Raw genomic sequence first — 26,439 nt, forward strand, 5'->3', positions numbered from 1 at the left:
CTCTCGCGAGGGACGGTTCGACGCGGCTTTTCGATTCCCGTGTTGACGCCGGGCTCCGGGGAGGCCCCGAATGCCGGGGTTTTCCGGGATGAGTCCGTTTAAACGAACGACCCCGTGTCCGCAAGGGACACGGGGCCGTTCGCCACTGCTTCAGGCGATGCCTCGGACGGCGCCTAGGACGGCGCCCAGGACGGCGCCTCGGGCGAGGGTCACTCGCTGATGCGCTGCTCCGTCGACTTGGAGAAGACGTGCAGCTCGCCGGCGCGCGGGACGACGTGCAGCGTGGAGCCCTTCGAGGGGATCTCGCGGCCGCCGACGCGGATGACGATGTCCTTGTCCTCGCCGCCGACGCGGGTGGAGCCGTAGACGAAGCCGTCGGAGCCGAGCTCCTCGACGACGTTGACCGTCACGGCCACGCCGTCCTTGCTCGTCGGGCCGGAGACGTCGAAGTGCTCCGGGCGGACGCCGACGACGACGGTGGTGTCGCCGTTGGCGGCGGCGGTGGCCAGCGCGTCACGGGAGACCGGGACGACGCTGTTGCCGAACTTCACGCCGCCCTCGGTGATCGGGACCTCGATCAGGTTCATGGCGGGGGAGCCGATGAAGCCGGCGACGAAGAGGTTGGCGGGCCGGTCGTACATGTTGCGCGGGGTGTCGACCTGCTGAAGCAGACCGTCCTTCAGCACGGCGACGCGGTCGCCCATGGTGAGGGCCTCGGTCTGGTCGTGGGTGACGTAGACCGTGGTGATGCCGAGACGGCGCTGGAGGCCCGCGATCTGCGTACGGGTCGAGACGCGGAGCTTGGCGTCGAGGTTCGACAGCGGCTCGTCCATGAGGAAGACCTGCGGCTCGCGGACGATGGCGCGGCCCATGGCGACGCGCTGGCGCTGACCGCCGGAGAGCGCCTTCGGCTTGCGGTCCAGGTACTGGGTGAGGTCGAGGATCTTCGCGGCCTCTTCGACCTTGGCGCGGATCTCGCTCTTGTTGACGCCGGCGATCTTGAGCGCGAAGCCCATGTTGTCGGCGACGGTCATGTGCGGGTAGAGCGCGTAGTTCTGGAACACCATCGCGATGTCCCGGTCCTTCGGCGGCAGGTGGGTGACGTCGCGGTCACCGATGCGGATGGAGCCCGCGTTCACGTCCTCCAGGCCGGCCAGCATGCGCAGCGAGGTGGACTTGCCGCAGCCCGAGGGGCCGACGAGGACGAGGAACTCGCCGTCGCCGATCTCGATGTCGAGCTGGTCGACGGAGGGGGTCTTGGCGCCGGGGTAGATCCGGGTCGCCTTGTCGAAAGTGACAGAAGCCATGGTGATACGCCCCTTCACCGGCAGGAACGTGCCGGACGATCCGAGTAAAGGAAGGATGGGTCTAGTCCACCTGGGTGAACTCCGCTCGACGCTACCCCGGCGGTGTCCGGTCTGTCAGTAGTCGCAGGCGGGGAGTTTTCCGGAGTTCGCCCCGGCGCCGGCCGCCCGCCGGGCCGCCTCGCGGGGCGGCCGCGCCCTCGACCCTCCCCGGTGCTGTCCGGTGACCGGAACCGCACTCCCGTCCGGTCGGCGCACGTGCGGGCGGGTGATTGCGGGGGTCCGGAAGTTCTTCGGAGTGGTTGGTGGCGCTGTGTAGAGTGGGCACCACTCGCGCGGGGGAACGCGCGTATGCCTCCTTAGCTCAGTCCGGCCAGAGCAACGCACTTGTAATGCGTAGGTCGTCGGTTCGAATCCGACAGGGGGCTCCACCGAACTCGTGTCCCGGACCACTCTGGTCCGGGACACTTGTGCGTTACGGGGGCGTGTACGCGGAGTGGGGTTTCTCCCGGGGAGGGGTGCGGTCGATGGGTCGGCGTTCCGGTGGGCTGATCGGGATCTGGGCCGAGCAGCAGCGGGTGGCGCAGCGGGAGCGGGAGGGGCGGCAGCAGGCGCTGCTGCGGCAGCAGCGGGACGCGGAACGGGCGCAGCGGGCGTACGAGCGGGACGTGTCCCGGATGCAGCGGGAGCAGCGGGCCGCCTATCGGCGGCATCGGGAGGCCGACGCCCTGCGGAGGACGCACGAGATCGACGAGCGGGTCGCCGTGCTGGAGGGGCTGCTCGCGGCGGGGTGCCGGGCTCCGGCGTTCCAGGTGGACTCGCTGCGGCGGGCCGAGGAGGTCGAGCCGTTCGCGCCCGGCCCGCTGGGGCAGCCGGTGCCGCTGCCGGACCAGCGGGCGTACCACGGGCGGGGCGGCGGCCGGGCGCGGTTCGAGCAGGACTGGTACGCCGCTCAGGCGGCCGAGGCGCGCCGCCAGGAGTCGCTGGCCGCGTACCGGCGGGAGTACGACGCCTGGGCGGCCGCCCGGATCGCCGAGATACGGGAGCACAACCGGGGGGTCGCCGGGACGGCCGACGCCCTGTCGGCCGGGGAGCCCGAGACCGTCGTCGAGTACTTCTCCGCCGTCCTCTTCGCGTCCGGCGCCTGGCCCGAAGGGTTTCCCCGCGAGGTGTCGGCCGCCTACGACCGGGCCGGCCGCGGATTCGTCCTGGACTGGGACCTGCCCGGCTTCGAGGTGGTGCCCGAGGCGAAGGGCGTGAAGTACCTGCCGAGCACCGACCAGGAGAAGGAGGTGCCGCGGCCCGTGACGCAGCGGCGGGCGCTGTACCGCACCGTGCTCGCCCAGAGCGTGCTGCTCGCGGTGCGCGAGCTGTTCGCCGCCGACCGCTTCGGGGCCCTGGAGTCCGTGGCGCTCAACGGGTACGTGAGCGGGGTCGACCCGTCGACCGGGCTCGGGTCCCGGGTCTGCGTGGCGTCCGTGATGGTGGCGCGGCGGGACTTCGACCGGCTCAATCTGGGGCTGGTCGCCGCCGTGGAGTGCCTGACGGGGGCGCTGGGCGGGCGGCTGTCGGGCAAGCCGGAGGAGCGGGTCGCCGTGGTGCCCCTGCGGGCCCCCGATCAGGTCGGGTCCGACGTCGTGGTCCAGGGGGACGGGGAGGAGCCCGATCTGCTCTCCATGGATCCGATCGCCTTCGAGGGGCTGGTCGCGGAGCTGTTCCGGGCGCGCGGGCTCCAGGCGGTGACGACGCGGCGGTCGAACGACGGGGGCGTGGACGTCGAGGCGCTGGATCCCGACCCGATCAGCGGCGGGTCGATCGTGGTGCAGGTGAAGCGGTACCGGAACACGGTGCCGCCGAGCGCGGTGCGCGATCTCTTCGGGACGGTGCAGGGAGCGGGGGCCAACAAGGGGGTGCTCGTCACGACGTCGAAGTTCGGGCCCGGTTCGTACGCCTTCGCCGACGGCAAGCCGCTGACGCTGATATCCGGTACGGAGCTGGTCGAGCTGCTGCGCCGGCACGGGCTGCGGGGGCGGCTGGGGGCGGGGGGTCCGGCACCCGGGCCGGTGCGGGCGGAGCCGTCCGTCGAGGCGGACGAGGACTTCAACGTGCTCGGCATGGTGTGGTCGGGGGCGGTCGCGCTCGACGTGTGCGCTCTGGTGTGCGCGGGGAACCGGGTCCTGGCCGACGAGTGGTTCGTCTTCTACAACAACGGCGCGACGCCCGACGGTTCGGTGGCGATGGTGGCCGCGCCGGCGGGTGACCGGGCGGCGGTCCGGGTGGGGTTCGACGCGCTGCCCGCGGCGGCGGACCGGCTCGTGCTGGTGGCGGCGATCGATCCCGAGGTGAATCCGGACGGCGATCTGGCGGGCTTCGCGGACGCGGGGATCGTGCTGCGGGACGACGCGGGAGCGGAACTGGACCGGCTGGTGGTGTCGGACGGGCGGCCGGGGGAGACGGCGCTGGTCCTCGGTTCGTTCCGGCGCAGGGCCGGCGGGGACTGGGACTTCGTGGTCGGCGGCAAGGGATACCGGGGCGGTCTCGCCGAGCTGGTGGGGGATTTCGGGATCGACGTGGCGTGAGGGCGCGGTGCGGCGGGGCCTCCCGCCGGACCGGCCCCCCTGTGGGAGGGGCCGGGGCCTTCGGGGTACGGTGCGGCGCGCGCACCCAGGGGGGGTGCGGTTTCGCGACGAAGGACTGATCGCTTGCGCAGAACCATTGCTCTCGGGGGGACGGCCGCGCTGCTGGTGGCCGGGCTGGTGTCGGGGGCCTCCACGGCGGCCGCCGACGACTGGCCGCCCTCGTTCGACATCGAGGACCGGGTGATCCAGCCCGGCATGTGGCCCGCGGAGGTGGGGCCGAGCGGCGTCTCGTACGGCGAGACGCTCGACGGCACCCTGGTGTACGCCTTCAGCAAGGCGCCGCTGACCGACGCGGCGTGGACCAAGGGCGGTCTGCCCGCCGGTCTCTCGCTCCAGGCCGGCGACTGCCAGGCGCGGGCGGGGGTGACCGGGGTGTACACGTGCCCGGTCACGCAGGACGACGCGCACCCCGGCCTCGAGGTCGCGGCCGCGGAGGACACCGCCAACGGCACGACGCTCCACTACGGGTTCGTCTACGTCCCGCGCGGCGGCGACATCGCGAAGGCCGTCAAGGACGCGCAGATCGTCGATCTGCTGGTGGAGGACGGCACGCAGGCCGCCCGTACGGTCATCGTGAAGACGGTGCAGCACGTCGCCCAGAACACGGTCGAGCTCTCCACCCCGCCGGTCGCGGCGGGGACCACGGTCACCCACACCGCGAAGGTGCACGCGGTGGACAAGGGCAGGCTGGAGATCGCCTTCGAGCCGGGCGAGTCCATGCGGAACTGGGAGGAGGGCGAGCTCCAGGTCGGGATCACCGGTGTCCGGCAGAGCTCCGCGACCACCGAGTGCGACGTCACCAGCGGCTACCTCTCGCCCGGCGGCGTCGAGTGCGAGATCGACCCGGGCACCGAGGGGCCGGTCGACGTCTCCGTCTCGTACACGGTCAAGGCGTCCCCGTACGCGGCCGCGTGGAAGCTCGGCACCGTCGCCGAGTACCGCGTGTTCGACGACGGCGACAACCCGCGGACCCGGAGCGAGTTCTCGGTCCAGAGCTCCCGTCCGGTGCCGACGCACTACGCGATGGTGTCCCGGGACAAGAGCGGGACGCTGCACTGGCACCACGGCACCGGCAAGGCTTCCGCGCCCTTCCGGGAGTGGACGGAGACCGTCGGGCGCGGCTGGGGGATCTACAACGCGGTCACCAAGCTCGCCCCGATCACCGGCGAGGCCACGGGCGGGGGCGTCGTCGCCCGCGACGCCTCCGGTGTCCTGTGGAGCTACCGGACCACCGGCGTCGCGTACGAGCCGCTCTCCACGCGGGTGCGGGTCGGCGGCGGCTGGGGGATCTACAACCAGCTCACCGGCGTCGCCGACGCGAGCGGTGACGGCCGTCCGGACATGATCGCGCGGGACGCGTCCGGCGTGCTGTGGCTGTACAAGGGCACCACGAGCACGACCGCGCCCTTCGCGACCCGGCTGCGGGTCGGCGGTGGCTGGGGGATCTACAACCAGCTCACCGGGGCCGGCGACCTCACCGGTGACGGGCGGGCGGAGCTGATCGCCCGTGACACGGCCGGCGTGCTGTGGCTGTACCCCGGGACCGGCAGGGCCGACGTGCCCTACGGGGCGCGCGTCCGGGTCGGTACGGGCTGGCAGGGCTACCCGCTGGTGTCGTCGCCCGGCGACCTGACCGACGACGGCCGGGCCGACCTGATCGCGCGGGACGGTGCCGGGAACACCTACCTGTACCAGGGCACGGGCAAGGCCGCGGCGCCGTACTCGGGCCGGGTGAGGATCTCGCTCGGCACGGACACCCCGTCGCCGAACGCGTTGTTCTGATCCGCGGATGAGACCGAAGGCCCCGGGCCCCGTGAGGGGTCCGGGGCCTTCGCCGTGCCGCCGGAGGCGGGCCTCGCCCGTGCCGCCGGAGGCGGGTCAGCGGCCGGCGATCCTGTTCGCCCAGACCGCCACGCGGTCCGTGGCCGCCGTGAGGCCGGCGGCCTCACGGCGGTCGGCGCCGCGGAAGGCGGCGTACATGGTCTGGACGCCGAGCCAGCGGAAGGGTTCCGGCTCCCACTTGCGGACCTTGTGGTCGACCCAGGGGAGGGTGGTGAGGTCGGTGGCGCCGCCCTGGCCGGAGTCCTGCTGGATGAGGTCGCGGAGGGTGCGGGCGGCGAGGTTGGTGGTGGCGACGCCGGAGCCGACGTAGCCGCCGGCCCAGCCGATGCCGGTGGAGCGGTCGAGGGTGGCGGTGGCGCACCAGTCGCGGGGGACGCCGAGGACGCCCGACCAGGCGTGGTCGACGGCGACGCCCGCCAGCTGCGGGAAGAAGCGGATGAGGATCTCGCGGAGCGCCTCGACGGTCCGCGGCTGGGTGCGGCCGTCGTTGTCGGTCTTCGAGCCGTAGCGGTACGGGACGCCGCGGCCGCCGAGGGCGATGCGGCCGTCGGCGGTGCGCTGGGCGTACATGTAGGCGTGGGCCATGTCGCCGAGGGTCTCCAGGCCGTTCCAGCCGATCGACTCCCACTGGGCGTCGGTCAGCGGCTCGGTGGCGATCATGGACGAGTTCATGGGGAGCCAGGTGCGGCGCTGGCCGGCGAGGGAGGCGGTGAAGCCCTCGGTGCAGCGGAGCACGTACGGGGCGCGGACCGTGCCGTACGGGGTGCGGGCGTGCTTGGGCTCGATCGCGGTGACCGGGGTGGACTCGTGGATCGTCACGCCGAGCGCCTCGACGGCGGCGCGCAGGCCGTTGACGAGCTTCACCGGGTGGAGTCGGGCGCCGTGCGGGGTCCAGGAGGAGCCGACGGCGCCGGCGACGCGGATCCGGGCGGCGGTCTCGCGGGCGCCGTAGATCTCGCGGTCGGTCTCGCCGAAGGCGTGCTCGACGGCGTGGAACTCCTTGAGGCGGGCCAGCTGGGCGGGGGAGAGCGCGACCTCCAGGACGCCGCCGCGGTGCTGGTCGGCGTCGATCTTCTCGGCGTCGAGGACGTCGAGGACCTCGGTGACCGTGGCGTTCATCGCCTGCTGGAGGCGGACGGCGCCGTCGTGGCCGTGCAGCGCGGCGTAGCGGTCGCGGCCGGCGATGCCGTTGTAGAGCCAGCCGCCGTTGCGGCCGGAGGCGCCGTATCCGCAGAAGCGGGCCTCCAGGACGACGATGTCGAGGAAGGGCACGGCCTTCTTCAGGTAGTAGGCGGTCCACAGGCCGGTGTAGCCGCCGCCGACGATGCAGACGTCGGCGGTCCGGTCGCCGGGCAGCGGTTCGCGGGGTTCCGGCAGGCCCTCCTGCGCGAACCAGAACGAGATGCCGCCGTTGACCGTGCCGCCCATGCTGCCCGTACTGCTGTTCATGCCTGTCCCTCTTCCCGGTGCGTGGCGGGAGGGTACCGGGGGCGTTGGTCCCCTGGATACGGGTCCTTCGGCGCTCGGCGGCGGCGGGGCGCGCGCCTAGGTTCGGGAGTGCGGATTTCGTCGCTCCGGAAGGATCCCCCCATGTCTGTGCGCAGGACCCGGCGTGCCCTCGCCGCCGCCGTCGCCGCGGGTCTCATCGGCCTTGCCGCCGTGGGGTGTTCGTCGTCGGGCGGTACGCCGCCGGACGCGGCCGGGAAGGCGGCGGCGGCTCCGTCGGAGCACGCGGAGACGCTGAGCGTGCTGCCGTCGAGGGCGGAGCCCACGAAGATCGTCGTCGGTGACGCGGACGCCCCGCACACGGTGACGGTCTACGCGGACCCGCGCTGTCCCTCCTGCGCGAGGTTCGAGGCGAGCGGCGGCACGGTGCTGGCGGAGCGGGCGGCGAAGGGCGAGGTGAGGGTCGAGTACGTGGTCGCCTCGTTCCTGGACGCGCGCACCGGTGGTACGGCGTCGGCGCGGGCGGCGAACGCGCTGCGGGCGGCGGCGGACGCGGGCCCGGGGAAGTTCGCGGAGTTCCAGGCGGCGCTCTTCGCCTCCCAGCCGGCCGGCGAGCCGGAGGACGCCTTCACCGCCGACCACCTGCTGAGGATCGCCGGCCAGGTGGAGGGGTTGCGGAGCGACGCCTTCGACGCGGCGGTGCGCGACGGGAGCCACCGGGCGTGGGTGGCGGCCGCGGAGAAGGCGTTCCAGGACTCCGGGGTCGGCGGCACGCCCTCCGTGGTGGTGGACGGGAAGGCGCTGGACGGCGGGACGGGCCTGTACGACGCCGGGGCGTTCGGGCGGATATTGGACGGCGCTCTGGGATGACCGGGCCGTAGGGTCGGGGGGTGATCGACGTACCCGAGGAACTCGCGGTCTCCCAGGCGAAGTACAACGGCGAGGCGGGGCGGGCGTTCATCGCCGCGCTGCCCGGGCTGGCCGAGGACTTCCTCGGCCGGTGGGGGCTGCGGCTCGACGGCCCCTCGCTGCACGGGGTGGCCTCCCTGGTGCTGCCCGTCCGGCGGGCGGACGGCACGCCCGCGGCGCTCAAGCTCCAGCTGCTCGACGAGGAGAGCGAGGGCGAGCCGGTCGCGCTGCGCGCGTGGGGCGGGGACGGGGTCGTCCACCTGCTGGAGCACGACCCGGAGACGGGCGCGATGCTCCTCGAACGGGCCGACCACCGGCGGCACCTGTCCCGGCTCGGGGACGAACGGGAGGCCGTACGGATCCTGGCCGGGCTGCTCGCGCGGCTCTCGGACCGGCCGGCGCCGCCGGGGATGCGGCGGCTCGGCGACATCGCCGCCGGGATGGTCGCGCGGACGCCGGCCGCGGCGGCCCGGCTGGGCGCGCGGGACGCGGCGCTGCTCCGGGACTGCGCCGCCGCCGTACGGGAGGTGGCGGGCGAGCCGGGGGACCGGCTGCTCCACTGGGACCTGCACTACGACAACGTGCTCGGGGCGGAGCGGGAGCCGTGGCTGGTCATCGATCCGAAGCCGCTCGCCGGGGACCCGGGCTTCGAGCTGCTGCCGGCCCTGACCGACCTGTGGAACCCGGATCCGGACGCGCTCCGGTGGCGCTTCGACCTGCTCACCGAGCGGCTCGCCCTCGACCGGGAGCGGGCGCTGGCGTGGACGCTGGGGCGGGTGCTGCAGAACGGGCTGTGGGACGTCGAGGACGGCGAGCCGGAGCTCGACGCCGACCAGGTGGTCATCGCCCGGGCGCTGCTGGCACGCTGACCCCATGATCCGTACCGCCACCCCGGCCGACGTGCCCGTCATCCACGCCCTGATCCGTGATCTCGCGGAGTACGAGAAGGCCCTCGACGAGGTCCGGGCGACCCCGGAGCAGCTCCATGAGGCGCTCTTCGGCGAGCGGCCCGCCGCCTACGCCCACATCGCCGAGGACGGGGAGGGCGAGCCGGTCGGCTTCGCGCTGTGGTTCCTCAGCTTCTCGACCTGGCGCGGGGTGCACGGCATCTACCTGGAGGACCTGTACGTGCGTCCGGAGGCGCGGGGCGGCGGCCACGGCAAGGCGCTGCTGGCCGAGCTGGCCCGGATCTGCGGGGAACGCGGCTACGAGCGCCTGGAGTGGTCGGTCCTGAACTGGAACACGCCGTCGATCGACTTCTACGAGGCGCTGGGCGCCCGTCCGCAGGACGAGTGGTCGGTCTACCGTCTGACGGACGGGGCCCTGGCGGCGCTGGGCGGGCGGGGGACGGTGTAGGAAGTCCCTATGTGCAACGATCACGGCAACCACGGCGACGACATGGGCGTCGAGGCCCGCTTCCAGCGGATCACCGCCTTCATCGAGGACCGCCTGACCCCGCTCTTCGACCCTTCGAACGGCAGCGACCACGGTTTCGGGATGGACGACACCTCCCGGGCCCTGCGGGCGCTGCGCTACACGGTGCAGGCGGCCTCGCAGGTCACGGGGCTGGTGGAGAAGCGGGAGACGGCGCCGGAGCTGCGCCAGGTGGTGGACCAGGCGCTGGAGCACAACTGGGACGCGCTGCGCTCCATCGCCCGGATGTGGGAGGACCACGAGGACTTCCGCAAGGAGTTCAAGGCGCACTCCTGGGACGTGCTCGGGGTCTGACCCCGAGCCGGTCCCGCCGGTCCCGCCGGTCCTGTCGGTCCTCTCGGTCCTGTCGTCCCCGCTCAGGGCACCAGGACCACCTTGCCCATCGTGCCCCGGGTCTCCAGGGCGCGGTGGGCCTTCGCCGCTTCGGCGAGGGGGAAGCGGTGGACGGCGGGGCGGAGGGTGCCGGCGGAGGCGGCGGCGAGGGCGGCGAGTTCGAGGGCGCGGACGTCGCCGCCGGCCTTCTGGATCATGACCGGGCCCAGGACGGAGCCGGAGGTGATGCCGCGGGCGGTCAGCTCCTCCTCGGTGAAGGTGAGGGCCTGGCCGTCGTGGAGTCCGGTGCCGGACCAGCCGAAGACGAGGTGCTGTCCGCCGGGGCCGAGGAGGTCGACGGCGGCGCGTCCGGTCCCGCCGCCGACGGAGTCGAAGACGACGGTGGCGGTGCGGTCGCCGAGGTGGGCGCGGACCTGGTCCGGCCAGTCGGGGCGGGTGTAGTCGACGGCGAGGTCGGCGCCGTTCTCGCGGACGCGGGCGACCTTGGCGGGGCCGCCGGCGAGGCCGATGACGGTGGCGCCGGCGTTCTTCGCGTACTGGACGAGGAGGGTGCCGATTCCGCCGGCGGCGGCGGGCACGATCGCCACCGAGTCCGGGCCGAGTTCGGTGAAGAGGAGGATGCCGAGGGTGGTGCGTCCGGTGCCGATCATGGCGACGGCCTCGGCGTCGCCGAGGTGGTCGGGGAGGGTGTGCAGCCGGGCGGCGTCGGTGACGGCGAGCGCCGCGTAGCCGCCGGGGTTCATGCCGAGGTGGGCGACGACCCGCTTGCCGAGCCAGGAGGGGTCGGTGCCCTCGCCGAGGGCGTCGACGGTGCCGGCGACCTCGCGGCCGGGGACGGTGGGGAGCGCGGCGGGGGCGGGGAAGGGGCCCGGCAGGCCCTCGCGCAGCGCGGTGTCGAGGAGGTGGACGCCGGCGGCGGTCACCGCGATCCGGACCTGGCCGGGGCCGGGCACCGGGTCGGGCACCTCCTCGTAGGTGAGGTTCTCGGCGGGTCCGAAGGCGTGGAGGCGGACGGCGTGCATGACGGTTCCCCTGTCGTCGCGTGGGCGGTCGTGCGGGCGATGGCCCCAGCCTCGTACCTCGACCTTGCTTGAGGTCAAGGGCGGGTTGTCGGTGGCGTGCGTCACGATGGGCGCATGAAGCGAAAGACGACGGCGCCCCGCGCACCCCGGCGGCCGGAGCTGCGGCTGCCGCCCCTGGAGCCGTACGAGGGCGGTCTGGAGCCGGACGGGGACTACGACGGCCTGGAGCTGGCCGGGCTCGACCTCGCGGGGGCCTCGGGGGAGGGCGCGCGGTTCCTGGACTGCGCGGTCCGGGAGTGCGCGCTCGACGGGGCGCGGCTGACGGGGGCGCGGTTCCTGGACTCGCGGCTCGACGCGGTCCGGGGCGTGGGCACCGACCTGGCGCAGGCGCAGCTGCGGGACGCGGAGGTCGTGGAGGCGCGGTTCGGGGGGACGCAGCTGCACGGCTCGGCGTGGGAGCGGGTGCTCGTCCGGGGCGGCAAGTGGGACTACCCGAACCTGCGGGCGGCGACCCTGCGGGACGTCGTCTTCGAGGGGTGCGTCCTGGTGGAGCCGGACTTCGGCGGGGCGGTGCTGGAGCGGGTCGCGTTCGTGGACTGCGAGCTGGCCGGCGTCGACGTCTCCGGGGCGAAGCTGGTCGACGTGGACCTGCGCGGGGTGCGCCGCCTGGAGATCGCCCGCGGGGTGGAGTCCCTGGCGGGCGCGGTGATCTCCTCGGCGCAGCTGCTCGACCTGGCGCCGGTCCTCGCGGCGCGGCTGGGGCTCCGGGTGGAGGACTGAGCCCCGCCCCGCGGGTCACCTGAGGCGGGGGAAGCGGGCCTGGAGGTCCCAGACGGCCGGGTTGTCGGCCAGGCCCTCGTGCATGTCGGTGAGGTCGGCGATCAGGTCGTGGAGGAAGTCGCGGGCCTCGCGGCGCAGCGCGGCGTGGGAGAAGGTGAGCGGGGGCTCCTCGCCGGGCATCCAGTCGGCCTCGACGTCCACCCAGCCGAAGCGGCGCTCGAAGAGCATCCGGTCCGAGGACTCGGTGAAGTCCAGCTCGGCGTACTGGGGACGGGAGGCGCGACTGCCCTGCGGGTCCCTGTCGATCTGCTCGACGATGTCGCAGAGCGCCCACGCGAAGTCGAGGACGGGCACCCATCCCCAGGCTGTGGACACCTCCCGGTCCTCCTTGGTGTCCGCGAGGTAGACGTCCCCGCAGAAGAGGTCGTGCCGCAGCGCGTGCACGTCCGCCCGCCGGTAGTCGGTCTGCGGGGGGTCGGGGAAGCGCCGGGAGAGGGAGTAGCCGATGTCGAGCACGCCCCGATGGTGTCATGCCCCCGGGGCGGTGTCATGGCGCCCGGGAGTCAGCCGCGGTGCACCGCCCGGGCGACCCGCGGGCCCAGCCAGCGCTTCAGGCGGCGCAGGGCCTCCAGGCGGCCGGCGGCCCGGTCGATCCGATAGTAGAGCTGCGGCGGCACGTACGGCAGCAGGGGGGAGTGGCGCTGGCCGAGGAGCGCGAACATCCGGTCGGGCTCCAGGCCCATGTAGCGGGGCAGGTTCTCGTACCACTGGGCGCTGAGGCGGGCCGCGCTCTGCGCGGAGACGAGCTCGGCGCGGCGCCGCTTCCCGTAGGCGGTGAGCGCCGCGTCGAGGGCGGCGGGGTCGGCGGGGCCGCCGCGCAGGGCGGCGGCGAGGGCGAGGGCGTCCTCCAGGGCGAGGGTGGTGCCGGCGCCGATCGAGTAGTGGGTGGTGTGGGCGGCGTCGCCGAGGAGGACGGTCCGGCCCCGGTGCCAGTTCTTCGTGGTCAGCGTCCGGAAGCGCAGCCACTGGGCGGGGTCGGCGCCGCGGTCGCGGCCGATCAGCTCGTGGCCGTCGAGCAGGTCGTGGAAGAGCTTCTCCAGGAGGGCCAGGCAGTCGCCCTCGGGCAGGGTGTCCAGGCCGAGGCCGGTCCAGGTGCCGGGGGCGCACTCGACGACGCAGGTGGAGCGCTCGCCGCTGAAGCCGTAGGCGTAGCACCAGATCCAGCCGTGCTCCGTCTCCTTGAAGGCGAAGCTGAAGGAGTCGAAGACCTTGGTGGTGCCCAGCCAGATGTAGGGGTTGCGGCCGGTCGCGAAGGCGGTGCCGTAGTGCGCGGAGTGGGCCTCGCGCAGCGCGCTGTGGACGCCGTCGGCGGCGACGACCAGATCGGCGTCCGCCAGCTCCGGGGCGTCGGGGCCGGCGATCGGGTGCTCGTACGCGAGGGCGACGCCGAGCTCGGCGGCCCGGTCGGCGAGGAGGCCGAGCATCCGGCGGCGGCCGATGCCGAAACCGGCGTCGCCGCGGTGCACGGTCCGCTCGTCGCGGACGATCGCGAGGCCGTCCGTCCAGGTCACCGACGCCTCGGCGACGGCGGCGGCCGACTCCGGGTCGCCGGCCCGCAGCTTGTCGAGCAGCCCGGCCCAGTAGGTGACGCCCCAGCCGTAGGTGGAGCCGGCCGCGTTCCGCTCGTACACGGCGATCTCGTGGGACGGGTCCTGCCGCTTGAGCAGGATCGAGAGGTACAGGCCGGCGGGCCCGCCACCGACGACGGCGATCTTCACGTGTGCGCTCCCACGGAGACATGACGCTGTGCACTGGAACGACAGCGCACGGTAGCAGCCTCAGGGGAGCAGACGCCGCTCCTTCGCGACCGCCACGGCGCCGGCCCGCGTGTCGACCCCGAGCTTGGCGTAGATCCGGCCCAGGTGGGTCTTGACGGTGGCCTCGCTGATGAAGAGCGCCCGGGCGATCTCCTTGTTGCCGAGACCGCGCGCCAGCTGGCCGAGGATGTCCCGCTCCCGGTCGGTGAGGGACGGGCCCGCGGCGCCGCGCATCCGGTCCATGACCCGGCTCGCGACCGGCGGCGACAGGGCCGTGCGCCCCTGGGCGGCGGAGTGGATCGCGGCGAACAGCTCCTCGGGCCGCTCGGCCTTCAGCAGGTAGCCGGTCGCGCCCGCCTCGATGGCCCGGGTGATGTCGGCGTCGGTGTCGTACGTGGTGAGGACCAGGACGTGGACACCGGTCGGCGCGATCCGGCGGGTCGCCTCCACGCCGTCGATGCCGGGGCCGAGCTGGAGGTCCATCAGGACCACGTCCGGCGTCAGCTTCGCGGCCATCGCGACGGCCTCCTCACCGCTGCCGGCCTCCCCGACGACCTCGATGTCGGGGGTGCTGCCCAGCAGGGCGAGCAGTCCGGCGCGGACGACGACATGGTCGTCGCAGAGCAGGATGCGTACGGTCACGGGCCGGCCTCCGTCGGGGGTGCGAGGGGATCGTGGGGATCGAGGGGATCGAGGGGATCGAGGGAATCGTGGGGGGTGAGGGGGATCGCGGCGGAGAGCACGGTGCCCTCGCCGGGGGTCGACTCCACCGTAAGCGTGCCGCCCAGCTGCCGGGCGCGCACGCGCATCGCGGGCAGACCGTGGCCCCGGACGCCCCCGTCGGCGCGGGGCGAGGCCGGGTCGAAGCCGCTGCCGTCGTCGGCGACGTCCAGGACCACCTGGTCGTCGAGGTAGGTGAGGGTGAGCGCGGCCGAGGTGGCGGCGGCGTGCTCGCGGATGTTGGCGAGCGCGCCCTGCGCGATCCGCAGCAGCGCCGACTGGGCCCGGTCCGGCAGCGGCACCGGCGTCCCGTCCACCCGGAAGGCGGCCGACTCGCGCTCCGCCAGCCCGCGCAGCGCCTGTTCCAGGCCGCCGCCCTCGGCGAGGTCGGCGGGGGCCAGGTCGTGCACGAAGCGGCGGGCCTCGGCGAGGTTCCGCTCCGCGATCGACTCGGCGGTCCGCACGTGCTTCCGCGCGGTGCCCGGGTCGCTGTCCCAGGTGCGGTCGGCGGCCTGGAGCAGCATCTGCTGGCTCGACAGGCCCTGGGCGAGGGTGTCGTGGATCTCCATGGAGAGCCGCTGCCGCTCGGCGAGGGTGCCCTCGCGCCGCTCGATCGCGGCGAGTTCGCGGCGGGTGCGGATCAGGTCGTCGATGAGGGCGCGCTGCCGGGCGGCCTGCCGTTCCGCGTGGACGAAGACGCCGGTGGCGAGGGCGGCGACGGCGGGCGGGGCCACGATCAGGTTGGGGTCCCAGCCGCCGTGCGACAGCTGCACCTGCGCGAAGACCACGAAGGCGGTGAGGAGGGCGACCAGGACGACCGCGGCCTTCGGCGGCAGGGTCCGCAGGCCGGTGTAGAAGAGCGGGACCGCGCACCAGGCGAAGCTGGGCGCGAGGACGACGAGCACCACCCAGACGGCGACGACCGTGCACAGCCAGGCGATCCGGCGCGGGGTGGCCCGGGTCCCGAGGACGGGCCCGAGCAGGTACAGGGCGGCGAGCGCGCCGCTGAGGGCGATGATCCAGGGGCTGCGGTCCTCCCACTCGTGCCGCAGCAGGAACCGGGCCAGCGAGGCGCCGAGCAGCAGGAAGAACGCCACGTGCATGACGCGCGCGAGCCACCCGGCGTCCGGGTCGTGCGCGCGGCCCGCGCGGCCGAGCGGGCCGGGGCCGTACGGCGAGTGCCCGTGCGCCGCGTCCCCGTGCGGGGCGTTCGGGGGGTGCGGGGTGTGCCGCGCGTGCCGGCCGGTCCGTTCCACCGTCTCGCCTCCTTCGCGGGCTGTCCGCCCGGTGCCGTGCCCTGGTACCCGGCGCTGACCTGGGTGTACGTATCCATGCTGACCCGCGCGGACCACCCCGGCATCAGCCGATCGGCTGACCCCGCCATCCACCGGTGCGCGCCGGGAGGGCAGCCGGACCGTGGACCGCCGGGGGCCGGAACCGGACCCAGGATGGAGTGCAGAGCGAAGGAGACGCCCTCCTCCGCCGGACCGATCAGGTCCGCCACGACCTCCTCGGGAGACCGCCATGAAGAAGAAGCTCGTTCTCGGTGCCACCGCCGCCGCCGTCCTGACCGCCGGCACCTTCGGCGCCGTCTCGGCGAACGCCACCGCCCCGGCCGCCGCTCCCGCCGCCGTCGCCAAGGCCGACGCGGGCGGCGACGGCCTGCGCCAGACCACGCACCTCACCATCGACGCCGCCACCGACGCCGCCGAGGCCGTCCTGGAGGCCGCCGAGAAGGAGAACCAGCGCGTCTCCGTGGCCGTGGTCGACCGCAACGGCAACACCATCGTCACCCTGCGCGGCGACGGCGCCGGCCCGCAGTCCTACGAGTCGGCGATCCGCAAGGCGTACACCGCCGTCTCCTGGAACGCCCCGACCTCCGAGCTCGCCAAGCGCCTGGAGCAGGCCCCGAACCTGAAGGACATCCCGGGCACCCTCTTCCTCGGCGGCGGCGCCCCGGTCGCCGCGAACGGCGGCCCGATCGCCGGCATCGGCGTGGCCGGCGCCCCCTCCGGCGACCTGGACGAGAAGTTCGCCCGCGCCGGCGTCGCCGAGCTGGCGGAGTAACACCCGCCTGGCGAGGACACCCCCGCCAGGACGGCCGGCCGCCGCGCGGAGTGGTCCCGCGCGGCGCACGCCGCACCCCATGGACCGGTGAGGGCGCCCGACTCCCCCCGACGGGCGCCCTCACCGTCACCTTCTGTCCGACTTGTCTAGGATCCGGGTATGACCCGGATCAGCCGGACCGGACGGTCCCCCCGGGCCGCCGCCGTGACGGCGGCGGCTCTCGCCGTGCTCGGACTCCTCGCCGGCGGCTGCACTCCGGCGACCAGCGGGGTGCGGGGCACGCCTGGCGCGTCCGGAGTGCACGACCCGTACTTCCCCCGGCTCGGCAACGGCGGCTACGACGTCTCCCGCTACGCCCTCGACCTCGCCTTCGACCCGGCCGCGGGCCGCCTCGACGGCACCGCGCGGATCACCGCCCGCGCCACCCAGGACCTCTCCGCGTTCAACCTCGACCTCGCCGGCCTCACCGTGACGGAGGCGACCGTCGACGGCGCGCCCGCCGCCGCCAACCGGGCCGGCGACGAGCTGACCCTCCGCCCCCGCGACGAACTGCGGCGGGGCGCCGAGTTCACCGTCACCGTCGCGTACTCCGGGGTGCCCGAGCCGCTCACCGACCCCGACGGCTCGACCGAGGGCTGGCTGAACACCACCGACGGGGCCGTCGCGGTCGGCGAACCGGCCGGCTCCATGACCTGGTTCCCCGGCAACCACCACCCGTCGGACAAGGCCGTGTACGAGATCGCGCTGACCGCCCCCAGCCGTCTGGCGGCGCTCTCCAACGGCGTCCGGGTCTCCGCCGAGCCCGTCTCCGGCGGCCGCACCCGCACGGTCTGGCGCCAGTCCGAGCCGATGGCGAGCTACCTCGCCACCGCGATGATCGGCCGGTACGAGACCACCACCGGCACCGCCCTCGGCGACGTCCCCGTCGTCACCGCCGTCGAGCCCTCGCTGGTCTCCGCCACCGCCGCGCTCCGCGCCGAACTCCCCACGCTCCTCGCCCGCCAGCAGGACCGCTTCGGCCCGTACCCCTTCGGCGCGGCCGGGGCCGTGGTCACCGCCGACGGCCTCCTCGGCTACGCCCTGGAGACCCAGACGAGGCCCGTCTTCCCCGCCGCCTCCTTCGACCGCGCGACCCTCGTGCACGAACTGGCCCACCAGTGGTTCGGGAACTCCGTCACCCCCGAGGACTGGCAGGACCTCTGGCTCAACGAGGGCTTCGCCACCTACGCCGAGTGGCTGTACGCGGAGGAGCACGGCGGCGTCCCGGCCCGCGAGAGCTTCGCGGCCGCCTTCGCCGAGGAGGCCAACTGGGCCTTCCCGCCCGCCGATCCGCCCACCGCCGAGAACCTCTTCGACGCGCCCGTCTACCAGCGCGGGGCGATGGTCCTGCACCAGGTGCGGCAGGCCGTCGGGGACGAGGTCTTCGACGGGCTGCTGCGCGGCTGGGCCGCCGAGCACCGGCACGCCAACGCCTCCACGGAGGACTTCACGGCCTACGCGGAGGCGGTGGCGGGACGGGACCTGGACGCGGTGTGGGACGTCTACCTGTACGGCGAGGACCGGCCCGACCGGCCCTGACGCCGGGTCAGCCGGCGGTGATCCGCAGCACCCCCGTCACGGTGCCCTGGAGGTAGGCGCCGTCCGGGGCGACCGTGCCGGCCATCTGGAGGGTGTCGTACAGCGAGCCGATGCCGACCTGCTTCGCGCGCAGCACTTTGCCGGTCTCGGGGTCGATCTGCGCGTAGCGGTACGGGTCGAGCAGGCTCGTGCCCTTCGTGCCGGGGATCACCGGGTCGCGCAGCACGGTGTGCAGGGTGTGGGTGGCGGTGGACAGCTTCGGGACGGCCGCCGAGCGCAGCGCGTTGTCCCAGACGACCGCGCAGCCGGTGCCGTCGGGACGGACGTCGACCCGGGTCAGGCCGCCCGCGAAGTCGGCCGAGGCCGGCACGGAGGAGCCGGCGCCCTCCGGCAGCGCCGGGTACGGGTAGCCGTAGGTGCCGGCGACGTAGACGCTGGTGCCGGCGCCGACCGGGGAGTTCTCGCTGCCGGGGCCGCCGGCCGCCCGGAGCACGGGCGAGGAGCACACCTCGGAGCCGTCGGCCGTGCGGTACACCTTCAGCCGGACGGTCGTGTCGGCGTTGTCGACGATCGCGATCCACTCGGTGCCGGTGCCCGGGCCGAGGAAGGTCGGGGTGGAGCCGCTGCCCCAGCTCAGCAGCCCCGGCTTGCGGGCCTGGCCCCGGTCGTACGCCTGCCGCCACGCGATCCGCGGGGTGCCGGAGGCGTCCGCCGTCAGCAGGTACGTGGCGTGGGTGCTGGTGACGGCGGTGCCTTCGGGGGCGGTGGAGATGCTGTTGGCGACCCGCTCGCCGGCGGGCAGCCGGACCGTCGTGACCTGGCCGGTGCGGTCGTCGGCGAGGCCGACCACGCCGCCGCCGGTCGCGAACCAGACCCGGCCCCGCCAGTCCGGCGAGAGGCCCGTCACCGCGTCGCCGTCGGGGACGGCGTCGCCGAGCGGGAGGCGCTGGTCGACCGAGAGGCGCCAGGCGCCGGAGGCGTCCCGGTGGTGCCCGACGCGGAGCAGGCTGCGGCTGCCGTCGACGACGACCAGCCGGTCCCGGTCGTCGAGGTAGGCGTAGACGCCGCCGAGCAGCGAGCCCTTGGTGAGCTGGAGCGAGGCGAGCGAGTCGCCGGTCGAGGGGTCCAGCAGGTGCACGGTGGGCACCTGGCCGAAGATCGGGGTGCACAGGACCACCGGGTGGCGGTCCGAGCCGACCAGGACGGTCGGGCAGGCCGAGGCGAGCGCCGTCCGCTTCGACGCGAGCGCGCCGGCGCCGGGCCCGGCCAGCGGCGTGGTGTCGGAGGAGCCGGTGTCGCCGTGCATGGTCGCGGTGCCGTCGGGGCCCGCGTACGGGTTGTGCGGCGGGGCCGGTACGGCGGCGGGCGCCGCGCCGGCGGGGACGGCGGCCGTGAGCGCGAGCGCGGCGGCGGTCAGCGCGGCGGCCAGCGGCCCGCGCCGGGTACGGGGGCGCGCGGAGAGGACGGGCATGGCGGAGGACCTTCCGGGAGGGGCTCGCGGAGGCGAGCACGGCGGATCCGCGCACGGCGGCACGCCTCGCGGCCCGGTCCGGGACGGGGTGGTGCCCGGACGGGCGGAACCTTCGGGACGGTCGCGAGGGCGGGGCGGGGCGCGGGTGGGCCGGACGGCCGGTGGACGGCGGCGCCGGCGGGGGAGCGGACGGAGTCCGGGGCCGGAGGGCGCGCGGTGGGCCGGTGCGGGGGCCGCCGGGGCAGGGATCACCCGGTCGGGCCGCGGCCGGCCGGCGGAGCGCGGTGGTCCGGCTCAGCGACCGGGACAGAGGGCGCCGGACGTCCGCGCGAGGTCGACGTGACGTCGTCGCGTGAGCGGTGCGGGCCGGGGATCCATGCGGGCGATCGAAGCAGCCGCCCGCCGCCGGGGTCAAGATCCGGGCGGCCGCGTTCCACGGAGTGGGACGGCCGGGCGGCCCGTCTCAGCCGGAGGCGGGCGTGCCGTCGGGGGTGAGGGCCTTGCGCAGCACCCGGCAGGGGCGGCCGTGCGCGAGGTCGGGGCGGCGGGCGGTCTCCTCGTAGCCCAGGGAGGTCCAGAAGGCGAGGGCCTTCGGGTTGTTCTCCAGGACGGCGAGCCTGAGTCCGGTCCGGCCCCGGGCGCGGAAGCCGTCCTCGACGTGGCCGGCGAGGCGGCGGCCGAAGCCGGCGCGGTGGGCGTCGCCGTGGACCATCAGCAGGCCGAGCCACGGGTCCGGGTCGGCCGGGTCGGGATGGCGGGCGAGGGTCACGGCGACGGCGACGAGCCGGCCCTCGGAGCGGGCGAGGAGCACCTCGGCGCCCGGATGGGCCAGTTCGTCCGCGAGGGCGGCGGCGACCTGCTCGGGCCGGATGTCGCCCGGGTCCGGGAAGTCGCCGCTGAGCTGCTGGAACTCGCGGTTCGAGGCGTAGAGCGCGGTGAGTTCGGTGAGCAGCGGGCCGGGGAGGGCGGTGCCGTCCTCCTGGGCCCTGGGCGCGAGGGTCTCGACGATCACGGGGCAAGGGTAGGGCCCCGGCGGGCGGATGCCCGGCCGGGGCCCGGAGCCCTGGTGGTGGCGTCGGTCAGAGGTTGACGCCGAAGTCGCGGGCGATGCCCTCCAGGCCGGAGGCGTAGCCCTGGCCGACGGCGCGGAACTTCCACTCGGCACCGTTGCGGTACAGCTCGCCGAAGACCATGGCGGTCTCGACGGCGGCGTCCTCGGAGAGGTCGTAGCGGGCGATCTCGGCACCGCCGGCCTGGTTCACGATGCGGATGTAGGCGTTGCGCACCTGGCCGAAGTTCTGCGAGCGGGAGACCGCGTCGTAGATGGAGACCGGGAAGACGATCTTGTCGACGGTGGCCGGGAGGCCCGCGAGGTTGACGTTGATCTGCTCGTCGTCGCCGCCGCCCTCGCCGGTGCGGTTGTCACCCGTGTGGACGATGGTCTGGTCCGGGGTCGACTTGTTGTTGAAGAAGACGAAGTGGGCGTCCGAGGCCACCTTGCCGGCCGCGTCGACACCGATCGCCGAGGCGTCGAGGTCGAAGTCGGTGCCGGTCGTCGTGCGGACGTCCCAGCCGAGGCCCACGGTGACGGCGGTCAGACCCGGCGCCTCCTTGGTCAGGGAGACGTTGCCGCCCTTGCTGAGGCTGACTGCCATGGAAGTCCCTTTCATCGTGTTCACACGCTGTCTTCGTCCGGAGAAACGCTGAGAGGTCTTCCACGGTTCCCGGGACGGAAAACAGGGTGACGGTCCGTGCCCGTCCCGGGGAACATGGAGGGCATGTCAGGTCCGTATCAGATCCGCGGCTCCGTCTCGCTCCCCGAGGCCGAGCTCCAGTGGCGTTTCTCGCGCTCCTCGGGTCCCGGCGGCCAGCACGTGAACACCTCCGACTCGCGCGTCGAGCTGCTCTTCGACCTCGCCGCGACCGGGGCCCTGCCCGAGGTGTGGAAGTCCCGCGCCCTGGAACGGCTCGCCTCCCGGCTGGTGGACGGCGTGCTGACCGTACGGGCCTCGGAGCACCGTTCCCAGTGGCGCAACCGCGAGACGGCCTGCGTCCGGCTGGCCGCGCTGCTCGCCGAGGCGACGGCCCCGCCGCCCAAGCCCCGCAAGGCCACCCGCATCCCGCGCGGCATCAACGAGCGCCGGCTGCGGGTGAAGAAGCAGCGCGCCGAGACCAAGCGCGGCCGGCAGGGCCGCGACTGGGGCTGAGCCCCCCCGGGGAGACCGGACGCCGCACGGGCCCCTCGCACCGGGTCCGCCGGTCGGCCGCACCGGGTCCGCCGGTCGGCCGCACCGGGTCCGCCGGTCGGCCGCGCCGGCCCGGGCGGTCAGCCCAGGCGGTGGTACCTGCCGCGGAAGTACGTGAGCGGGCCGCCGTCCGGCGAGGGGAGGCCGACCGACAGGACACGGCCGATCACCAGGGTGTGGTCGCCCGCGACCACCCGGCTCTCCGTGCGGCACTCCAGGGTGGTGAGCGCACCGCCGAGCAGCGGCGCCCCGCTGACCTCGCCCCGCGTGTACGGCAGGTCGGCGAAGAGGAGGCGGTCCGAGACGCGGCCCTTCATCGCGAAGCGCCCGGCGACGTGCCGCTGGCTCTCGGAGAGCACCGACACCGCCCAGACCGGGACCTCCTCCAGGAGGTCGTCCATCCGGGAGCCGTTGCGCAGGCTGACCAGGACCAGCGGCGGGTCCAGCGAGACGGAGAGGAACGCGGTGGCCGTCATGCCGACGTCCTCGCCGCGCGGACCGTCGTCGGGGTCGTGCGCGGTCACCAGGACCACACCGGCCGCGAGGCGGGACATGGCCGCCCGGAACTCGTCGTCGCTCACCCCCTCAGCATGAGGGATGGCGAGGTCCGTGACGGGCGGCGAGGGCGGGGTCTTCTGGAGCACACCGGCACGCTAACCGCGGCTCCGTCCGCCCCGCATCGGGCCCGGGGACCAGTCCGGCGCCCGGCGCGGGACCTAGGACCACCGGACGGGGCCCGGGCCGCGGGACGGGCCGCCGGCGGGGGCGTCCGGCGGGGCCTCCGGGGCCGGGCCGCGGCCCGGGAGGGCGTACCCCCGCCGGGTACCGGAGGCGCGGGCGCCGCGCCGGTCATCTCCGACCCGCCGGATCCCGCCGCGCAATGCTGTGACTTGAGTCACAGAGCGCACTATTTGCTGACCCTGTGTACCGGGTGCGCAGCTCGCTGTGATTCAGTGGCGGGGACAGTACAGCACGAAGCCGATGAGAACCCTGGAGTTGCTGTCGAGGTCTCGGGGAGAGCGAGCGATGGAGACCGAGTCGGAGCCGTACGTCCGTCTCTCGACCCTGCGGCAACTGCATCAGGTCGTGGCGGACCTCAACACCGCCCGCAGCCTCGCGGACACCCTGCAGACCGTCGCCGACGGTGTCGTCGCCGGCCTCAACTACCAGCTGGCCTGCGTCAACCTCGTCCGTCCCGACGGTGACCTGGTCGTCGCCGCCTTCGCCGGAGACCCCGCCGCCGAGGCCCTCATCACCGGCCGCGTCGGGTCCCGCGACGCCTGGGACCGCCGGCTCTCCATGGGCGTCCCCTGGGGCGAGCTGCGGTTCATCCCGCACACCGAGGGCTGGGTCCTGATGGACGACGACGTCCCCCAGTGGCACACGGACGGCCCCGCGCCCCGCTTCGAGGACGAGTGGCACCCCCACGACCGCCTCTACGCCCCCATGTACTCGCCCGGCGTCCGCTCCGCCCACCCGGGAGGGCCTCCGGGGAGCGGCCGCGAACTCCTCGGCGTCATATCCGTCGACCGCCCGCGCAACGGCCGGCACCCGGGACCCTGGGGGCAGGAAGCCCTCCAGATGTACGCCTCCCAGTCCGCCATCGCGATCAGCAACGCCCGGCTCCGCTCCAACATGCAGCGCGCCCTCGTCCGGCTGGAGCGCGAGCAGCAGGCCCTCCGCGCCAGCGAGGAATCCTTCCGGCAGGCGTTCGAGTACGCCCCCTCCGGCATGGCCATCGCCGAGCTCGGCGGCGACCAGCACGGCCGGCTGCTCCGGACCAACGACGCCCTCTGCCGGCTCCTCGGCCGCCCCGCCTCCGTGATGCGCCGCTACTCCTTCGCCGACCTCGTCCACCCCGAGGACATCGGCACCCTGCTCCGCACCTCCGCCGAGGGCGGCCGCGCCGAGCTGCGGCTCGGCCGGCGCGACGGCACCTACGTCTGGGTGTCGCTGCGCAACTCCGTGGTCGCCGACACCGCCGACGGGCCCCGCTTCCTCCTCACCCACGTCGAGGACATCGAGGAGCGCAAGCGGCACGAGCTCCAGCTCGCCCACCGCGCCTCCCACGACGCCCTCACCGGTCTGCCCAACAGCGCCGAGCTGCGCTCCCGGCTCTCCGCCCGGCTCTGCGAACGCCCCGCGCACCCCGGCGCCTACCAGGGCCCCGGCCCCGACGCCGGTTTCGGGTACGGCTCCGAGCCGCTGCCCGTCGCCCACGACGGCGGGTACGAGTACGACCACGAGCACGAGCACGGCTTCGGCTTCGAACCGGCCGCCGGCGGGGCGTTCGACCACCACGTGCACACGGTCGCGCCGACCGGCGGCGACACCGACGACGGCACCAAGGGGCTCGCCGTCCTCTTCTGCGACCTCGACGGCTTCAAGTCGATCAACGACCGGTTCGGGCACCACACCGGCGACGCGGTCCTCATCGAGGTGGCCCGCCGGCTCACCACCGGCGTCAGGGACGGCGACACCGTCGCCCGTCTGGGCGGTGACGAGTTCGTCGTCCTCGCCGACGGGCTGGGCTCCGCCGACGCCGCCGACCTCGCCGTCCGGCTGCGGAACGCGATCATCCCGCCCATCCGCGTGGACGGCCGCGCGGTCCGCGTCGGGGCCAGTTTCGGCATCGGCTGGGCCGAATGCGGGATGACCGTCGAAGAGGTCCTCAACTCGGCCGACCAGCGGATGTACGTGGAGAAACGGTCCCGTGCCAAGGTGCACCGCCGGGCCGGATGATCCTTCCCGGCACGGGGGGTTCATTCGTTCGGGGTAGGCTCGCCGGGTCGGCGACGGCTGGCGAGCATGGAGAGGATGACCCGGATGGCTGCCGGTAACGACGGCGCGAACAAGCCCGAGGACGACGATCCGTTCGGCTACCTGTACGCGGACGGACAGGCAGCGGCCGGCGGCCGCGCCCCCCAGGGCGGCGGCTACGGCTACCCAGGCCCCGCGCAGGCCCAGCCGGGCGTGCCCCGCACTTCGTACAACCAGGTCAGGACGGTCGGCGAGCGCCAGTACGGGCAGCAGCCGGCCCAGCCGTACGTGCCGCCGCAGCAGCAGGCGCAGTACGGCCAGCCGCACCCGCAGTACGCGGCGCCCGAGACCTACCCCGGCAACGAGCGGACCCGTCAGGTCCAGCCGCCGCCCTCGCGCGGCCGCGGCCCCAACACCAAGGGCCTGCTGATCGGCGCGGTCGCGGTCGTCGCGGTCGTCGTCGCCGGCATCACGGCGGCGATCATCGGCAACCAGGGCGGGAAGAAAGGCCCGGAGGCCGGCGGCACCACGCAGTCCTCGGCCCCGGCCCCGGCCCCGAGCGAAGAGCCCTCCGGCTCCGCCGAGCCCTCCGAGGAGCCGACCAAGGCCCCTCTGCCGAAGCAGGACGCGGCGACGCTGACGCTCGGCGGCATGGCCACGGTCGGCAAGGACATCAAGGGCGCGAAGGGCCCGGGCGGCAACTACGTGGCCCTCAACGGCGTCGGCGGCTCCGCGAGCTGGACCGTGGACATCCCCGAGGCGGGCGACTACACGCTCAAGATCATCTATAGCGTGCCCGGCAAGGACGCGGACGCCATGCTGACGGTCAACGGCAACCCGCCGTACAAGGTCAACATGAAGAACTACGCGCTCGCGCCGGAGGGTGACTGGGAGAAGGGGTGGACCACCACCTACGGCTACACCACCCTCACCAAGGGCAGCAACTCCCTCAAGATCTCCTGCGAGCAGGGCAACTCCTGCGAGGCGATCATCGACCAGGTCTACCTGGTGGAAGGCAAGGTCGGCAGCTGACGCCCACCCCCGGCGCCCCTTCCTGAGGCGCCCCGCCGACGGTCAGGCGGTCAGGCGGTCTCCGCCGTGACCGTCACCTTCGGGAGGAGGTCGGCGAGGACCTGCGGGTCGTACTCGCCGGCCACCGGGGAGGCGACCGTGGCGGCCGAGAGGGCGACCGCCCGCGCCAGGCGGTCGGGCCAGGGGGTGTCGTCGACCAGGCCCGCGAGGAGGGCGGCGACCACCGAGTCGCCGGCTCCCGTCGGGTTGCCGTGGACCGGGGCCGGGGGCGTCGCGCGCCAGAGGCCGTCCGGAGTGGCGGCCAGCAGGCCCTCGGGGCCCAGGGACGTGACGACCGTGTGGGCGCCGCGGCGGCGGGCGTCCTGGGTGGCGCGGCGGGGCTCGCGGGAGCCGGTGAGGCCGGCGAGCTCGTCGGCGTTGGGCTTCACCAGGTCGGGGCGGGCGGCGATGCCGCGGCGGAGCGGTTCGCCTCCGGTGTCGAGGAGGACCGGGACGCCGGCGGCGCGGGCCGTGCGGACCAGGTCCGCGTAGGCGCCGACGTGGACGCCCGGCGGGAGGCTGCCGCAGAGGGCGACGGCCGCGGCCCCGTCGAGCAGGTCCGCGTACCGCTCGCGGAAGGCGGCCCACTCGCCGGTGGTGACGGCGGCGCCGGCCTCGTTGAACTGGGTGGTGTCGCCCGCGCCGGTGTCCACGACGGCGAGCGTGCGGCGGGTGGCCGCCTCGGTGGCGACGAGCGCGTCGGTCAGCCGGGGGACGGGGGCGAGCAGGGTGCGGAGCCGGTCCCCGGTGGGGCCGCCGGCGAAGCCGGTGACGACGGTCTCGTGGCCGAGCGCGGCGAGCACCCGGGCCACGTTGACCCCCTTGCCGCCGGGGCGCTCGGCGCTGCGGGCGACGCGGTGGCTGGCGTGCGGGACCAGCTGGGGCACCTCGTAGGTGAGGTCCAGTGCCGTGTTGAGGGTGACCGTGAGAATCACCTGCCCACCCCCGTACTTCCGGTAAGTCCTTGCGGCGACTGCCGTGCGACGCGGCACGATCATGC

25 protein-coding genes and 1 tRNA gene are annotated in these 26,439 nt (G+C 74.5%); 13 read left to right on the plus strand and 13 right to left on the minus strand.

The annotated features are described in order from the left end of the window. Positions 1 to 209: 209 nt before the first annotated feature. On the minus strand, positions 210 to 1,307 hold the full coding sequence (locus tag ACFVU3_RS29465; protein WP_390070905.1) for an ABC transporter ATP-binding protein: 1,098 nt from the start codon (positions 1,305 to 1,307) through the stop codon (positions 210 to 212). A gap of 350 nt (positions 1,308 to 1,657) precedes the next feature. Between ACFVU3_RS29465 and ACFVU3_RS29470 the strand changes: the two genes are divergently transcribed. The 3 genes from ACFVU3_RS29470 to ACFVU3_RS29480 all read left to right on the plus strand — a co-directional run bounded on the left by ACFVU3_RS29470 (position 1,658) and on the right by ACFVU3_RS29480 (position 5,725). Next, positions 1,658 to 1,735, plus strand: a tRNA-Thr gene (locus ACFVU3_RS29470). 96 nt (positions 1,736 to 1,831) lie between these two features. Then, positions 1,832 to 3,883 carry a restriction endonuclease gene (locus ACFVU3_RS29475; protein WP_390070906.1) on the plus strand — a complete coding sequence of 684 codons (2,052 nt, stop codon included), beginning with the start codon at positions 1,832 to 1,834 and terminating at the stop codon, positions 3,881 to 3,883. A 123-nt stretch (positions 3,884 to 4,006) separates the two neighbouring features. Then, on the plus strand, positions 4,007 to 5,725 hold the full coding sequence (locus ACFVU3_RS29480) for an FG-GAP repeat domain-containing protein (protein ID WP_390070908.1): 1,719 nt from the start codon (positions 4,007 to 4,009) through the stop codon (positions 5,723 to 5,725). 96 nt (positions 5,726 to 5,821) lie between these two features. Here the strand turns inward: ACFVU3_RS29480 and ACFVU3_RS29485 are convergent, their stop codons facing one another. Continuing rightward, entirely contained in the window at positions 5,822 to 7,213 is a 1,392-nt protein-coding gene (locus ACFVU3_RS29485; RefSeq protein WP_390070987.1) for an NAD(P)/FAD-dependent oxidoreductase, read from the minus strand. Positions 7,214 to 7,375: 162 nt separating this feature from the next. Between ACFVU3_RS29485 and ACFVU3_RS29490 the strand changes: the two genes are divergently transcribed. Genes ACFVU3_RS29490 through ACFVU3_RS29505 form a run of 4 tightly spaced genes read left to right on the plus strand, consistent with a single transcriptional unit; the run spans position 7,376 to position 9,868 of the window. Further along, positions 7,376 to 8,101 (plus strand): DsbA family protein, encoded by a 726-nt coding sequence (locus ACFVU3_RS29490; protein ID WP_390070910.1) that lies wholly within the window; start codon positions 7,376 to 7,378, stop codon positions 8,099 to 8,101. Positions 8,102 to 8,121: 20 nt separating this feature from the next. Beyond that, the gene (locus ACFVU3_RS29495) at positions 8,122 to 9,009 is read left to right on the plus strand and encodes an aminoglycoside phosphotransferase family protein (RefSeq protein WP_390070911.1); all 888 of its coding nucleotides are present in this window, start codon (positions 8,122 to 8,124) and stop codon (positions 9,007 to 9,009) included. A 4-nt stretch (positions 9,010 to 9,013) separates the two neighbouring features. After that, a complete protein-coding gene (locus ACFVU3_RS29500; RefSeq protein WP_390070912.1) occupies positions 9,014 to 9,496 on the plus strand; it encodes a GNAT family N-acetyltransferase in 483 nt (160 codons plus the stop codon). Positions 9,497 to 9,505: 9 nt separating this feature from the next. Beyond that, a complete protein-coding gene (locus ACFVU3_RS29505) occupies positions 9,506 to 9,868 on the plus strand; it encodes a hypothetical protein (RefSeq protein WP_390070913.1) in 363 nt (120 codons plus the stop codon). A gap of 62 nt (positions 9,869 to 9,930) precedes the next feature. Here the strand turns inward: ACFVU3_RS29505 and ACFVU3_RS29510 are convergent, their stop codons facing one another. Next, positions 9,931 to 10,929 (minus strand): zinc-binding dehydrogenase, encoded by a 999-nt coding sequence (locus ACFVU3_RS29510; protein ID WP_390070915.1) that lies wholly within the window; start codon positions 10,927 to 10,929, stop codon positions 9,931 to 9,933. Positions 10,930 to 11,043: 114 nt separating this feature from the next. Here ACFVU3_RS29510 and ACFVU3_RS29515 point away from each other — a divergent pair, with 114 nt between their 5' ends. Next, positions 11,044 to 11,709, plus strand: coding sequence for a pentapeptide repeat-containing protein (locus ACFVU3_RS29515; protein ID WP_390070916.1), 666 nt, complete (start codon positions 11,044 to 11,046; stop codon positions 11,707 to 11,709). Between the two features lie 15 nt (positions 11,710 to 11,724). Here the strand turns inward: ACFVU3_RS29515 and ACFVU3_RS29520 are convergent, their stop codons facing one another. From ACFVU3_RS29520 to ACFVU3_RS29535, 4 genes are read right to left on the minus strand one after another with little or no spacing between them, the layout of a single operon-like run. Continuing rightward, positions 11,725 to 12,225 (minus strand): hypothetical protein, encoded by a 501-nt coding sequence (locus ACFVU3_RS29520; RefSeq protein WP_390070918.1) that lies wholly within the window; start codon positions 12,223 to 12,225, stop codon positions 11,725 to 11,727. Positions 12,226 to 12,272: 47 nt separating this feature from the next. Further along, the gene (locus tag ACFVU3_RS29525) at positions 12,273 to 13,487 is read right to left on the minus strand and encodes an FAD-dependent monooxygenase (protein WP_390070919.1); all 1,215 of its coding nucleotides are present in this window, start codon (positions 13,485 to 13,487) and stop codon (positions 12,273 to 12,275) included. A 60-nt stretch (positions 13,488 to 13,547) separates the two neighbouring features. Beyond that, entirely contained in the window at positions 13,548 to 14,168 is a 621-nt protein-coding gene (locus ACFVU3_RS29530) for a response regulator (RefSeq protein ID WP_390070921.1), read from the minus strand. Continuing rightward, entirely contained in the window at positions 14,165 to 15,349 is a 1,185-nt protein-coding gene (locus ACFVU3_RS29535) for a sensor histidine kinase (protein WP_390070989.1), read from the minus strand. Before ACFVU3_RS29535 ends, ACFVU3_RS29530 begins: the two co-directional genes overlap by 4 nt. Positions 15,350 to 15,770: 421 nt before the next feature. On the opposite strand from ACFVU3_RS29535, the gene ACFVU3_RS29540 reads away from it, so the two are divergent. Both ACFVU3_RS29540 and ACFVU3_RS29545 read left to right on the plus strand, forming a co-directional pair. Beyond that, entirely contained in the window at positions 15,771 to 16,313 is a 543-nt protein-coding gene (locus ACFVU3_RS29540) for a heme-binding protein (RefSeq protein ID WP_390070923.1), read from the plus strand. A 159-nt stretch (positions 16,314 to 16,472) separates the two neighbouring features. Further along, the gene (locus ACFVU3_RS29545) at positions 16,473 to 17,891 is read left to right on the plus strand and encodes a M1 family metallopeptidase (protein WP_390070924.1); all 1,419 of its coding nucleotides are present in this window, start codon (positions 16,473 to 16,475) and stop codon (positions 17,889 to 17,891) included. 7 nt (positions 17,892 to 17,898) lie between these two features. On the opposite strand, the gene ACFVU3_RS29550 is transcribed toward ACFVU3_RS29545, so the two are convergent. From ACFVU3_RS29550 to ACFVU3_RS29565, 4 genes are all read right to left on the minus strand, one after another. After that, the gene (locus ACFVU3_RS29550; protein ID WP_390070925.1) at positions 17,899 to 19,362 is read right to left on the minus strand and encodes a hypothetical protein; all 1,464 of its coding nucleotides are present in this window, start codon (positions 19,360 to 19,362) and stop codon (positions 17,899 to 17,901) included. Between the two features lie 294 nt (positions 19,363 to 19,656). Next, positions 19,657 to 19,740: a putative leader peptide gene (locus ACFVU3_RS29555; protein ID WP_390070990.1), complete on the minus strand. Its 84-nt coding sequence runs from the start codon at positions 19,738 to 19,740 to the stop codon at positions 19,657 to 19,659. Between the two features lie 85 nt (positions 19,741 to 19,825). After that, on the minus strand, positions 19,826 to 20,374 hold the full coding sequence (locus tag ACFVU3_RS29560; protein ID WP_390070926.1) for a GNAT family N-acetyltransferase: 549 nt from the start codon (positions 20,372 to 20,374) through the stop codon (positions 19,826 to 19,828). A 67-nt stretch (positions 20,375 to 20,441) separates the two neighbouring features. After that, positions 20,442 to 21,017: a TerD family protein gene (locus tag ACFVU3_RS29565; RefSeq protein ID WP_043226150.1), complete on the minus strand. Its 576-nt coding sequence runs from the start codon at positions 21,015 to 21,017 to the stop codon at positions 20,442 to 20,444. 114 nt (positions 21,018 to 21,131) lie between these two features. Here ACFVU3_RS29565 and arfB point away from each other — a divergent pair, with 114 nt between their 5' ends. Next, positions 21,132 to 21,569, plus strand: coding sequence for an alternative ribosome rescue aminoacyl-tRNA hydrolase ArfB (gene arfB / locus ACFVU3_RS29570; protein WP_390070992.1), 438 nt, complete (start codon positions 21,132 to 21,134; stop codon positions 21,567 to 21,569). A 119-nt stretch (positions 21,570 to 21,688) separates the two neighbouring features. Here arfB and ACFVU3_RS29575 read toward each other — a convergent pair whose 3' ends face one another. Then, positions 21,689 to 22,252: a flavin reductase family protein gene (locus ACFVU3_RS29575; RefSeq protein WP_390070928.1), complete on the minus strand. Its 564-nt coding sequence runs from the start codon at positions 22,250 to 22,252 to the stop codon at positions 21,689 to 21,691. Positions 22,253 to 22,634: 382 nt separating this feature from the next. Here ACFVU3_RS29575 and cdgB point away from each other — a divergent pair, with 382 nt between their 5' ends. Together cdgB and ACFVU3_RS29585 are read left to right on the plus strand one after the other, a co-directional pair. Then, positions 22,635 to 24,350, plus strand: coding sequence for a diguanylate cyclase CdgB (gene cdgB, locus ACFVU3_RS29580; RefSeq protein ID WP_390070930.1), 1,716 nt, complete (start codon positions 22,635 to 22,637; stop codon positions 24,348 to 24,350). Positions 24,351 to 24,434: 84 nt separating this feature from the next. Then, entirely contained in the window at positions 24,435 to 25,400 is a 966-nt protein-coding gene (locus ACFVU3_RS29585; RefSeq protein ID WP_390070931.1) for a carbohydrate-binding protein, read from the plus strand. Between the two features lie 50 nt (positions 25,401 to 25,450). Here ACFVU3_RS29585 and ACFVU3_RS29590 read toward each other — a convergent pair whose 3' ends face one another. Continuing rightward, positions 25,451 to 26,374, minus strand: a complete 924-nt coding sequence (locus tag ACFVU3_RS29590) for a 1-phosphofructokinase family hexose kinase (protein ID WP_390070932.1) — start codon at positions 26,372 to 26,374, stop codon at positions 25,451 to 25,453. Positions 26,375 to 26,439 lie beyond the last annotated feature (65 nt).

Source organism: Streptomyces sp. NPDC058052 (genome assembly GCF_042885515.1).
GTDB lineage: Bacteria > Actinomycetota > Actinomycetes > Streptomycetales > Streptomycetaceae > Streptomyces.